Source organism: Sphingopyxis sp. (genome assembly GCF_035565275.1).
Taxonomy (GTDB): domain Bacteria; phylum Pseudomonadota; class Alphaproteobacteria; order Sphingomonadales; family Sphingomonadaceae; genus Sphingopyxis.
Genome location: NZ_DATMST010000126.1, coordinates 1 through 11,919 on the forward strand (window position 1 = coordinate 1; position 11,919 = coordinate 11,919).

Genomic DNA, 11,919 nt, shown 5'->3' on the forward strand with positions numbered 1-11,919 from the left:
GCGTCTTCGGTCGCCGCCGCACCTGACCCCTTGTCCACCCGGGCCGTGCAGGTCTAGGGGAAGCCGCGAATCCCGAAAAAGGGCGAAAGGCTGCACATGAACACCGTGATCATCCGCGAAGACGACCTCATCGAAACGATCGCCGACGCGCTCCAGTACATCAGCTATTTCCATCCGATGGACTATATCCGCGCATTGGGCGCGGCGTACGAGCGCGAAGTGTCGCCCGCCGCGAAGGACGCGATGGCGCAGATATTGTCGAACAGCCGCATGTGCGCCGAGGGGCACCGCCCGATCTGTCAGGATACCGGCATCGTCACTATCTTCATCAAATGGGGCATGGATTGCCGCCTCGACAGCCCGCGCAGTCTGCAGCAGGTCGTCGACGAGGGGGTACGCAAAGCCTATCTCCACCCCGACAACAAGCTCCGCGCCTCGATCCTCGCCGACCCGGCGTTCAGCCGCGTCAATACCAAGGACAACACCCCCTCGGTGCTTAACGTCGAGATGGTCCCGGGCAACAAGGTCGTGATCGACGTCGCCGCGAAGGGCGGCGGCAGCGAGAACAAGTCGAAGTTCAAGATGATGAACCCGTCGGATTCGATCGTCGATTGGGTGCTCGAAATGGTGCCGCAGATGGGCGCGGGCTGGTGCCCGCCCGGCATGCTCGGCATCGGCATCGGCGGCACCGCCGAAAAGGCGATGCTCCTCGCGAAACAGTCGCTGATGGACCCGATCGACATGACCGAACTGCTCGCACGCGGGCCGAGCAATCCGACCGAAGAGCTGCGCATCGAGCTCTATGAAAAGGTCAATGCGCTCGGCATCGGCGCGCAGGGGCTCGGCGGTCTCGCGACCGTGCTCGACGTCAAGATCGCCGACTGGCCGACGCACGCCGCATCGAAGCCCGTCGCGATGATCCCCAATTGCGCCGCGACGCGCCACGCCCATGTCACGCTCGACGGCAGCGGCCCCGCCTTCCTCGAACCGCCGGTGCTCGCCGATTACCCGCAGATCGACTGGGCGCCCGACAAGGCGGCGATCCGCGTCGACCTCGACAATCTCACCCCCGAAGTCGTCGCAAGCTGGAAGCAGGGCGACCGCATCCTCTTGAGCGGCAAGATGCTCACCGGCCGCGACGCCGCGCACAAGCGCATCGCCGACATGCTCGCGAAGGGCGAAGAGCTGCCCGTCGAGTTCAAGGGCCGCGTGATCTATTATGTCGGCCCGGTCGATCCGGTCGGCGAAGAGATCGTCGGCCCCGCAGGGCCCACGACCGCGACGCGCATGGACAAATTCATGGACATGATGCTGGGTCAGGGCCTGCTCGCCTGCGTCGGCAAGGCCGAACGCGGCCCCGCCGCGACGCAATCGATCGCGAAGCACAAGAGCGCCTATCTGATGGCGGTCGGCGGCGCGGCCTATCTCGTCGCGCGCGCGATCAAGGGCAGCAAGGTCGTCGGCTTCGCCGACCTCGGCATGGAGGCGATCTACGAGTTCGAGGTCCAGGACTTCCCGGTCACCGTCGCGGTCGACAGCGAAGGCCAGAACGTCCACGTCAACGCGCCGAAGCTGTGGCAGAAGCGGATCGCCGACGAGGGGTTGCTCGAGAAGGCGTAAGCCGCGCCGCTCTCTTCGCGCCACTCCTTTTCCCGTCATCCCGGCGAAGGCCGGGATCTCACCTGCGCGTCTTGCCATACCGTCGAATTTGGCCAACACTCCCCGCGACATAGATAGCAAAGGGGACGCAGGATGGATTTCCGGGAGCTCAACCGACTGAACCGCCGCGACATGTTGCGCGGCACCGCGATGCTGGGGGCGGGCGCGGCCTTCATGCAGCCGCTGCCGCTCTGGGCGCAGTCGGGAAGCATGTCGGACATCCGCAAGGCGGCCGAGGCGGGCAAGGACGCCTCGATCAAGCGCATCCGCGACTGGATCGCCCTGCCCTCGATCGCCGCCGAGAACCGCAGCATGCCCGAGGGCGCAGCCTATATGGCCGAGCTTGCGAAGGACGCGGGCTTCACCAATGTCGAGATCGTTCCGACCGACGGCCATCCCGGCGTCTTCGGGACGATCGACGTCGGCGCCCCGCGCACGCTCGGCATCTATTTCATGTACGACGTCAAGCAGTTCGACCCCGCCGAATGGTCGTCGCCGCCGCTCGAAGGCAAGATGGTCGATCGCCCCGGTTTCGGGCAGGCGATCATGGGCCGCGGCGCGGTGAACCAGAAGGGCCCCGAGGCGACCTTCCTCGCCGCGCTCCGCGCGATCCGCGCCGCGGGGCGCAAGCTGCCGGTCAATATCGTGCTCGTGTGCGAGGGCGAGGAAGAGATCGGATCGCCGCATTTCCGCCAGATCGCGACCAAGCCCAACGTGCTTGCTGCGCTCAAGAAATGCGAGGGCATCTTCATCCCCTTCGCTTCGCAGGGCAAGACCGGCAACGTCACGGTCAATCTCGGCTCGAAAGGCATCATCGAACTCGAACTCGTCGCGAGCGGCGAGAAATGGGGCCGCGGGCCGAAGGGCGACGTCCATTCGAGCCTCAAAGCGATGGTCGATTCGCCGGCATGGCGGCTCGTGCAGGCGCTCCAGACGCTCGTCACCCCCGACGGCAACAAGCCCGCGATCGAGGGCTGGTTCGAAAATGTCCGGCCGCTGACCGAGCGCGAGAAGACGCTGATCCGCGAGGCCGCGAAGGCGGGCGACGAGGCGCAGCAGAAACAGGCGCTCGGCATCACCCACTGGATCGACAATCTCGCCTATGACGACGCGCTGATCCGCCTCGCGCAGGAGCCGACGGTCAATATCGAGGGGCTCGTCGCGGGTTATACCGGCCCCGGCGGCAAGACGATCCTGCCCGGCCGCGCGGTCGCCAAGCTCGACCTCCGCCTCGTTCCCAACCAGACGCGCGCCGAGGCCGAAAAGAAGCTGCGCGCGCATCTCGACAAGCATGGCTTCAAGGATGTCGAGGTCAATGTCTCGGGCGGCTACGACCCGACCGAGGTCGCCGAGGACAGCCGCCTCGTCCGCTCCGAACTCGCGACCTACAAGAAGCTCGGCATCGAAACGAGCCTCAACCCGCGGATGGCGGGGAGCTGGCCGGGCGCGACCTTCACCGCGCCGCCGGTGTCGATCCCCGCCGCGCATTTCGGCATCGGCCACGGATCGGGCGCGCACGCTCCCGACGAATATTTCCTCATCGATTCGACCAATCCCAAGGTCGCCGGGCTGGTCGACGCAACGATGGGCTTCGCCGAATTCCTCTATGTCCTCGCGGCGATAAAATGAGCGACCTCAACGGCGTCGCGCACGTCATCCTGACCGCGGGTGATTTCGAACGCTCGACCGCCTTCTGGCGCGCGATGATCGAATATCTCGAGCTCAAGCTCGTGCTCGACAGCGAACATATGCTCTATGGCGTCGGCGGGCGCACCGCGATCGGTATCCGCACCGGCAGCCCCGAAAATGCCGGCAAGCGCTTCGACCAGGGCGCGCCGGGGCTGCATCACGCCTGCTTCCGGATGCGCGACCGCGCCGCGGTCGACCGGGTCCATACCTTCCTCGCGGGCCGCGACGACATCCGCATCGTCCACGCGCCGCAGGAAGAGCCGTGGGCGCCCGGCTATTATTCGATCCTGTTCGAGGACCCCGACGGCATTCGCATCGAGTTCAACCATGTCCCGGGCGTCGGCCTGCTCGCCGAGGGCGAGCGGATCGGCGGTTCCGATGCGTTCGACTAAAACCCGTAGACCAAGGTAAAGCGCGTCTGCGTGTCGACCTTTTCGATCCCCGGCGGCGGGTTCGTGTCGATCTGCGCCGAATAGGCGAAGCGCGCCGACAGCGCACCGGTCAGCTTGGCGTTGAGCGCGGTTTGCGAACTGGTGGAACCGTTGGATTCGCCGATGATCGTCGACGCGACCTGCGTCAGCCGCAACGTCGGCGACAATTGCCAGCCGAAATCAAGCCCCGCGAGCGCGGTCAACTCGGTGTCGTTGCTGCCATCGATGAAGTCGGTCTGGCGGAACGCCGGTCCGCCCTTCAGGCTGAGCGTCATCTTCTTGGTGTCGACCACCTTGTAGCCGAGCCCGCCCGACACGTTCCAGCGCGTGTCATACCCGAGGATCCGGTCATGTTCCCAGCGGGTGAGGCCAAAGGCAAAGGTGCGCTCGTCGATCCGGTATTGCGGCTCCAGCTCGGCCAGATAGCGTTCGACCGATGTCTTGCCGTTGGTGCGCTGATAATCGGCCTGCGCGCGCAGCTTGTGGGTCCAGTCGATCCCCTTGCGCGCGAGCGCGAGGCCCGCGCTGAGGCCGGCCGAGCTGGTGTTGCCGCTGCTGTGCGAGGCGCCGATCTGTCCCTCGCCCTTCCAGTTTTCCCAGAATTTCGCCGCCGCCAGTTTCGCACGCGCGGCGGCGGCGGCCTCGTCCTTCAATCGCTGCCGTTCGGCGCGATAGGCGACGACCTGTTCCTCGATTTCGGCGGCGTCCTCCGGCGTGGTGGCCTTGGCGAGCTTCGCCACCGCTTCGACATCGGCGTCCTTGCCGCTCGCCATCGCCGCGGCGAGCATGTTGCGCACCGGATCGAACGGAACCTCCGGCGGGTGCCCGCTGCGATAATAGGCGAGGAGCGCATCGATTTCGCCGATATTGGCCGGATGCGTCTGCCGGGCGAACTTTGCCACCGCTTCGACATCGTCATTGTTGCCGCTCGCGAAGGCGGCGTCGATCATCGCGCGCAGCGCATCGGGCAGCGGCGGATCGGGCGGCACGAGCACGACCGGGAGCGGGGCCGCCACCACCGGGTCGACGAGCACGGGATTGACAAGCAGCGGGTCGGGCTGCGCCGGATCGACCGGTTCCTGCGCGGCATGCGCCGGCGGTACGGCGAGCGCGAGAGGCAGGCAAAGCGCGGCCAGGCGGGGGAGAGCGGTCACCGAAGACGTCCTTCTTACGGGGGCGAAAGCCGGGTTCGTTCGATCGTTCGCGCGGGGCCGGCGCGCGGACGACGCGCCCCTATAGCCCGAAAGTTTCTGGCATTTCCACCCCGGCTGCCCCATCTGCAAACCTATGCTGATCGCCATCATCGCCATTTTCTGTGCCGGCATCGGCAATTTCGCGATGCACCGCGCCTTTATGGAAAGCGACGATCCGCTGATCCAGCAGATGGTGAAACCGCTTGCGGACAAGGTCGGGCCGAACATCACCTATGTCTTCGAATTCCTGCTGCTCGTCGGCGCGATGGCGATCGCGACGCGGAACTGGTTCGCCGCGCTGATGCTCTATGGCCTCTATACGATCTTCAACGCGATGGCGTTCAGCTGGATCATGCAAAGGCCGCGATAAACGGAGCGCGGCGGGGTTCGGCCGAAAGTTGCCGTCACCGTCGGAATCCCAGCGCCCCGTTAACCACAGCGCAATCCCGTCATCGTAATTTCACAAAGCCGACCGCTTTTCCCTTGCGGTGGGGCGGCGGCATCGCCAACTTATGTTCCTAAGGGGGCCGCCATCTCCCCGGCCTGGTCCCCGCAAGGAGATGAATGACCATGCCGTCCTTTTCGGAAAGCCTCGAAAAGACCCTCCATAACGCGCTGAAGGCCGCTTCGGAGCGCCACCACGAATATGCGACGCTCGAGCATCTGCTCTACGCGCTGATCGACGACGATCATGCCGCCGAAGTGATGCGCGCGTGCGGCGTCGCACTCGACGATTTGCAATCGGCGGTCGTCCACTATCTCGATACCGAACTCGACAGCCTGAAGGTCGAGGGGCACAGCGACCCGTCGCCGACGTCGGGCTTCCAGCGCGTCGTCCAGCGCGCGATCCTGCATGTCCAGTCGTCGGGCAAGGATGAGGTGACGGGCGCCAACGTCCTCGTCGCGCTCTTCTCCGAACGCGAATCCTACGCCGTCTATTTCCTGCAGCAGCAGGACCTGACGCGTCTCGATGCGGTCTCCTACCTCAGCCACGGCGTCGGCAAGGGCGGCAAACCCTCGCCGCAGGCCGAGCCCGAGGAAAAGGAAGAGACGAAGGACAAGGGCGAAGGCAAGTCCAAGAAGGAAACCGCGCTCGACCAGTTCACCATCAACCTCAACGAAAAGGCCAAGATCGGCAAGGTCGACCCGCTGATCGGCCGCAGCGCCGAGGTCGATCGCACGATCCAGATCCTCTGCCGCCGCAGCAAGAACAACCCGCTCTATGTGGGCGATCCCGGCGTCGGCAAGACCGCGATCGCCGAGGGCCTCGCGCGCAAGATCATCGAGGGCGACGTGCCCGAGGTGCTGCTGCCCGCGGTGCTCTATTCGCTCGACATGGGCGCGCTGCTCGCCGGAACCCGGTACAGGGGTGATTTCGAGGAGCGGCTGAAACAGGTCGTCACCGAACTCGAAGGCCTGCCGCACGCGATCCTGTTCATCGACGAGATCCACACGGTGATCGGCGCCGGCGCGACGTCGGGCGGCGCGATGGATGCGTCGAACCTCCTGAAACCCGCCTTGTCGGGCGGCGTGATCCGCTGCATCGGCTCGACGACGTACAAGGAGTTCCGCAATCACTTCGAAAAGGACCGCGCTTTGCTGCGCCGGTTCCAGAAGATCGACGTGATCGAGCCGAGCCTCGAGGATACGAAAAAGATCCTCGCGGGCCTGCGCAGCGCGTTCGAGGCGCATCATCAGGTCCGTTACACGCAGGACGCGATCAATGCCGCGGTCGACCTGTCGGCGCGCTATATCAACGACCGCAAATTGCCCGACAAGGCGATCGACGTGATCGACGAGGTCGGCGCGATGCAGATGCTCGTCGCCCCGTCGAAGCGCAAGAAGACGATCACTGCGCGCGAGATCGAGGCCGTGATCGCGACGATGGCGCGCATCCCGCCCAAGTCGGTGTCGACCGACGACAAGGCGACGCTTGCCAGCCTCGAAACCGACCTGAAACGCGTCGTGTTCGGCCAGAACACCGCGATCGAGGTGCTGTCGTCGGCGATCAAGCTATCGCGCGCGGGCCTGCGCGATCCCGAAAAGCCGATCGGCAACTATCTGTTCAGCGGCCCGACCGGCGTCGGCAAGACCGAGGTCGCGAAGCAGCTCGCGTCGATCATGGGCATCCCGCTCCAGCGGTTCGACATGTCCGAATATATGGAACGCCATTCGGTCAGCCGCCTGATCGGTGCGCCCCCGGGCTATGTCGGTTATGATCAGGGCGGGCTGCTCACCGATGCGATCGACCAGAACCCGCATTGCGTGCTGCTGCTCGACGAGATCGAAAAGGCGCATCCCGACCTGTTCAACATCCTGTTGCAGGTCATGGACCATGGCCGCCTGACCGATCATCACGGCAAGACGGTCGACTTCCGCAACGTCATCCTGATCATGACGACCAATGCGGGTGCCAGCGACATGGCGCGCGAGGGCATCGGCTTCGGCGCGTTCACGCGTGAGGATGTGCAGGAGGAAGCGGTGAAGAATCTCTTCACCCCCGAATTCCGCAACCGCCTCGATGCGATCGTGCCGTTCGGCTATCTGCCGCCCGAAGTGGTCGCGCGCGTCGTCGACAAGTTCATCCTCGAACTCGAACTGCAGCTCGCCGACCGCAACGTCCACATCCAGCTCGACGATGCGGCGCGCGAATGGCTGACCGGCAAGGGTTATGACAAGCTCTACGGCGCGCGTCCGATGGGCCGCCTGATTCAGGAAAAGATCAAGCAGCCGCTCGCCGAGGAACTGCTGTTCGGCAAGCTCGTCCATGGCGGCGAGGTCAAGGTGAAGATGAAGACCGGCGACGACGCCCATGTCGGCAACCCGCTCGCCTTCGAAATCGTCTCGGCCCCGCCGAAGGCGAGCAAGGGCAAACCGAAAGCCGACAAGGCGAAGAAGTCGGCAGAATAAGGGTGACGGGGCGGCCGGTGGCCGCCCCTCGCTTTTTCGGCCCCCAGCGACTATATCCTTCTCCATGTACGACTATGTTTCCGTGACCGCCGGCGATGCGGCGAGCCCCACACCCGTGCGCGACGGCACGATCAAGCTGCACGACGAGGCGGGCTTTGCAGGCATGCGCAAGGCAGGCCGGCTGTCGGCCGAAATACTCGACGCGCTCGTGCCCTTCGTCCAACCCGGTGTGACCACCGCTGCGATCGACGATCTGGTCCGCACGATGATGCTCGATGGCGGCGGGATTCCCGCGACCCTGGGCTATCGGGGTTTTACGCACAGCTGTTGCACCAGCATCAACCATGTCGTCTGCCACGGCATCCCCGACGACAAGCCGGTGCGCGAGGGCGATATCGTCAACATCGACGTGACCAGCATCGTCGACGGCTGGCACGGCGATACCAGCCGTATGTATCTGGTCGGCGATGTGCCGATCAAGGCGAAGCGCCTCGTCGAAGTTACATATGAATGCCTGATGCTCGGCATCGAACAGGCGAAGCCCGGCAACCGCATGGGCGACGTCGCGCATGCGATCCAGACGCACGCCGAGCGCCACCGTTATTCGGTCGTCCGCGATTTCTGCGGGCATGGCCTCGGCCAGATGTTCCACGACGCGCCCGAAGTCGTCCACGCTGGCCGCCCCGGCACCGGTCCCGAGCTCCGCCCCGGCATGTTCTTCACGATCGAGCCGATGATCAACACCGGCAAATATGCCGTGAAGATGCTGACCGACGGCTGGACCGCCGTCACCCGTGACCGCAGCCTGTCGGCGCAGTTCGAACACAGCATCGGGATCACCGAAACCGGCTGCGAGATTTTCACCGCCAGCCCCAAGGGCCTGAACGCACCGCCCTGGGCCTGATCGACGCCCGTTCTGGTTCGTCATCCCGGACTTGATCCGGGATCCATGACTTCCAGGGCGGCGCGGGCCTTCGTGGACCCCGGATGATGTCCGGGTGACGAGATTAGCGCCCCCTCCCCACACACCCCATTTTCCCGCTTGCACCCGTGCGCCTTCGCGCGCAGTCTTGACGTTAACGTCAACGATAGGCGTCGAACGGGAGAGCAAGGGATGGCGAAACGGGTCTTTACGGCCGCGCTGCTGGGCTGCGCGGCACTGACACTGGCTTCATGCAATGCGTCGAAGAACGACAGCATCTCGGGCGGCGGATCGCTCGACGAGACCGAGAAAGCCAGCGAGACCCTGCTCAAGACCGGCGGCAACGGCGATAACTGGGCCGGGATCGGCTACGGCTACGACGAACAGCGCTTCAGCCCGCTCACCGATATCAACGACAGGAATGTCGGTGAACTCGGCATCGCGTGGACCGCCGACCTCGACGATGCGCGCGGGCAGGAAGCCACGCCCGTCGTCGTCGACGGCGTGATGTACGTGACCCACGCATGGTCGAAGGTCAGCGCCTGGGACGCCGCGACGGGCAAATCCCTGTGGAAGTTCGACCCCAAGGTGCCCGGCGAACGCGCTGTCAGCGCGTGCTGTGACGTCGTCAACCGCGGCGTCGCGGTGTGGGGCGACAAGGTCTTCGTCGGCGCGCTCGACGGCCGGCTGATCGCGCTCGACAGGAAGACCGGCAAGGAGCTGTGGTCGACGCAGACCTTCGACACCTCGAAACCCTACACGATCACCGGCGCACCGCGCGTCGTGAAGGACATGGTGCTGATCGGTAACGGCGGCGCCGAATTCGGCGTACGCGGCTATGTCACCGCTTACGATGCCGACACCGGCAAGGAACGCTGGCGCTTCTACACGGCGCCCAACCCGACCAAGGCAAAGGATGGCGCCGCGTCGGACGACATCTTTGCCAGCAAAGCCAACGCCACATGGTCCGACAAGGGCGAATGGCAGACCTCGGGCGGCGGCGGCACCGTGTGGGACGCGATCGTCTATGACAAGGATCTCGACCAGATCTACCTCGGCGTCGGCAACGGCAATCCGTGGAACCACGGGACGCGCTCGAACGGCGAGGGCGACAACTGGTTCCTCTCCTCGGTCGTCGCGCTCGATGCCACGACTGGCAAGTATAAATGGCACTATCAGGAGACCCCGGCCGAGACGTGGGACTATACCGCAACCCAGCCGATCATCCTCGCCGAGCAGGCGGTGAACGGCAAACCGGTCAAGGTGCTGTACCATGCGCCGAAGAACGGCTTCTTCTTCACCATCGACCGCGCGAACGGCAAGCTGATCGATGCCAAACCCTTTGTCGACGGGATCAACTGGGCAACGGGTTACGACCTCGCCACCGGCCGTCCGATCGAAAATCCGGAATCGCGCTTCTACAAGACGGGCAAGCCCTTCATCGCCATTCCCGGCGCGCTCGGCGCACACAACTGGCACCCGATGAGCTTCAACCCGAAGACCGGCCTCGTCTACATTCCCGCGCAGCAGATTCCGCAGGGCTATCTTCAGGACATGGACGAACTCGACAAGCGCAAGGTGCTCGGCTTCAACGTCGGCACCTCGCTGAACAAGACGATGCTACCCGACGACAAGGCGGCGTTCCGCGCCGCCGTCGCCGCGACCACCGGCCGCCTCGTCGCCTTCGACCCGCGCACCGGCAAGGTCGCATGGGCGGTCGATCATCCGGCCGCATGGAACGGCGGCACGATGACGACCGCGGGCAATCTGGTGTTTCAGGGCACCAGCCTCGGTCGCTTCCGCGCCTATGCCGCCGACACCGGCAGGCAGTTGCTCGACCTCGACATGCAGTCGGGGATCGTCAGCGCGCCTTCGACCTTCCGCGTCGGCGGGGTCCAGTATGTCGCCTTCCAGACGAGCAAGGGCGGCGCCTTCCCGCTCGTCGCCGGGGTGGCGGGCGGCGCGACGCGCAAGATCCCGAACATTCCGCGCCTTGTCGTGATGAAGATCGGCGGCACGGTGAAGCTCCCTGCCCCGCCTTCCTCCGCCGCGCTCGCCTGGAACCCGCCGCCGATGACCGCATCGCCCGCGCAGGTCGCAGCGGGCAAGGCGCATTTCGGGCGATATTGCATCGTCTGTCACGGCGACAGCGCGATCGGCAACGGTTTCACCCCCGACCTCCGCGTCTCGGGCACGCTCGCCAACGCCGACGCGTGGAAGTCGGTGATCATCGACGGTGCTCTCAAGGACCGCGGCATGGTGAGCTTCGCCAAGGTGCTGACGCCCGCCGACGTCGAGGCGATTCGCGCCTATGTCATCGAGCGGTCGAACTGGACCAAGGCGAATTTGCCCGACGCCTCGGCCCCGATGGGACGCTGACTGCCCAAAATTTGAGCACCGGAATGAAGCCGTTGCCCACCCCTTGGGCAGCGGCGGCATTTCGTTTCAAATTTCTTACCGAAACCTCGCGATTCGCCAATTGGCACGGCTTTTGATTGGTGCAAGATGGCGGGACACCGCACCGACTCACGGGTGAACCGGACAGGCAGACCTGATCCGGCTTTATGTGCGAAGGGCGGCGGCCAGCCCAAAGGGGGACGAAAAGCGTGAAGAAGATTGAGGCGATCATCAAGCCGTTCAAGCTCGACGAAGTGAAGGAAGCGCTGCACGAAGTCGGTGTCAGCGGGATCACCGTCACCGAAGCCAAGGGTTTCGGCCGGCAGAAGGGTCACACCGAGCTCTATCGCGGCGCCGAATATGTCGTCGACTTTCTGCCCAAGGTGAAGCTGGAAGTCATCGTCGAGGACTCGATGGCCGAACGCGTCGTGGAGGCGATTGCCGCCGCCGCGCAGACTGGCCGGATCGGCGACGGCAAGATCTTCGTCATTCCGGTCGAAACCGCGCTGCGCATTCGCACCGGCGAACGCAACGAGGACGCGCTTTAACCGCTCGCATTTTTCCAAAACCCGACAACCCCCGGCACGCCGGACCATTTCGCAAGAAGGAAGCATAGACGATGGCTACGAAGCCCAAGGATATCATCGCGCGGATCAAGGAAAACGACATCGAGTGGGTCGACCTGCGCTTCACCGACCCCAAGGGCAAGTGGCAGCAT

At 64.8% G+C, this 11,919-nt stretch carries 9 protein-coding genes; 8 read left to right on the forward strand and 1 reads right to left on the reverse strand.

Going from position 1 to position 11,919, the window contains the following annotated elements; genetic code table 11:
- The first annotated feature begins 96 nt into the window (after positions 1–96).
- From VN047_RS08355 to VN047_RS08365, 3 genes are all read left to right on the forward strand, one after another.
- Positions 97–1,620 (forward strand): fumarate hydratase, encoded by a 1,524-nt coding sequence (locus VN047_RS08355; RefSeq protein WP_325541658.1) that lies wholly within the window; start codon positions 97–99, stop codon positions 1,618–1,620.
- 132 nt (positions 1,621–1,752) lie between these two features.
- A complete protein-coding gene (locus VN047_RS08360) occupies positions 1,753–3,288 on the forward strand; it encodes a M20/M25/M40 family metallo-hydrolase (RefSeq protein ID WP_325541659.1) in 1,536 nt (511 codons plus the stop codon).
- A complete protein-coding gene (locus tag VN047_RS08365) occupies positions 3,285–3,740 on the forward strand; it encodes a VOC family protein (RefSeq protein WP_325541660.1) in 456 nt (151 codons plus the stop codon). The genes VN047_RS08360 and VN047_RS08365 overlap by 4 nt, the downstream gene beginning before the upstream one ends.
- On the opposite strand, the gene VN047_RS08370 is transcribed toward VN047_RS08365, so the two are convergent.
- A complete protein-coding gene (locus tag VN047_RS08370; RefSeq protein ID WP_325541661.1) occupies positions 3,737–4,933 on the reverse strand; it encodes a DUF481 domain-containing protein in 1,197 nt (398 codons plus the stop codon). The genes VN047_RS08365 and VN047_RS08370 overlap by 4 nt on opposite strands.
- A 133-nt stretch (positions 4,934–5,066) precedes the next feature.
- Here VN047_RS08370 and VN047_RS08375 point away from each other — a divergent pair, with 133 nt between their 5' ends.
- The 5 genes from VN047_RS08375 (at position 5,067) to VN047_RS08395 (ending at position 11,749) form a co-directional block, all read left to right on the forward strand.
- On the forward strand, positions 5,067–5,342 hold the full coding sequence (locus tag VN047_RS08375) for a hypothetical protein (RefSeq protein WP_136173288.1): 276 nt from the start codon (positions 5,067–5,069) through the stop codon (positions 5,340–5,342).
- Between the two features lie 200 nt (positions 5,343–5,542).
- Entirely contained in the window at positions 5,543–7,882 is a 2,340-nt protein-coding gene (gene clpA / locus VN047_RS08380) for an ATP-dependent Clp protease ATP-binding subunit ClpA (protein WP_325541667.1), read from the forward strand.
- Positions 7,883–7,946: 64 nt separating this feature from the next.
- Positions 7,947–8,786: a type I methionyl aminopeptidase gene (gene map, locus VN047_RS08385; protein WP_325541663.1), complete on the forward strand. Its 840-nt coding sequence runs from the start codon at positions 7,947–7,949 to the stop codon at positions 8,784–8,786.
- A 210-nt stretch (positions 8,787–8,996) separates the two neighbouring features.
- Positions 8,997–11,183, forward strand: a complete 2,187-nt coding sequence (locus tag VN047_RS08390) for a PQQ-dependent dehydrogenase, methanol/ethanol family (RefSeq protein WP_325541665.1) — start codon at positions 8,997–8,999, stop codon at positions 11,181–11,183.
- Between the two features lie 227 nt (positions 11,184–11,410).
- Complete coding sequence (locus VN047_RS08395) at positions 11,411–11,749, forward strand: P-II family nitrogen regulator (RefSeq protein WP_037518110.1); 339 nt, start codon at positions 11,411–11,413, stop codon at positions 11,747–11,749.
- Positions 11,750–11,919 lie beyond the last annotated feature (170 nt).

Excerpts from the sequence above, each read along its gene's own strand:
- VN047_RS08355 (WP_325541658.1), top strand. The coding sequence starts at position 97 with ATGAACACCGTGATCATCCGCGAAGACGACCTCATCGAAACGATCGCC.
- VN047_RS08360 (WP_325541659.1), top strand. The coding sequence starts at position 1,753 with ATGGATTTCCGGGAGCTCAACCGACTGAACCGCCGCGACATGTTGCGC.
- VN047_RS08365 (WP_325541660.1), top strand. The coding sequence starts at position 3,285 with ATGAGCGACCTCAACGGCGTCGCGCACGTCATCCTGACCGCGGGTGAT.
- VN047_RS08375 (WP_136173288.1), top strand. The coding sequence starts at position 5,067 with ATGCTGATCGCCATCATCGCCATTTTCTGTGCCGGCATCGGCAATTTC.
- clpA (WP_325541667.1), top strand. The coding sequence starts at position 5,543 with ATGCCGTCCTTTTCGGAAAGCCTCGAAAAGACCCTCCATAACGCGCTG.
- map (WP_325541663.1), top strand. The coding sequence starts at position 7,947 with ATGTACGACTATGTTTCCGTGACCGCCGGCGATGCGGCGAGCCCCACA.
- VN047_RS08390 (WP_325541665.1), top strand. The coding sequence starts at position 8,997 with ATGGCGAAACGGGTCTTTACGGCCGCGCTGCTGGGCTGCGCGGCACTG.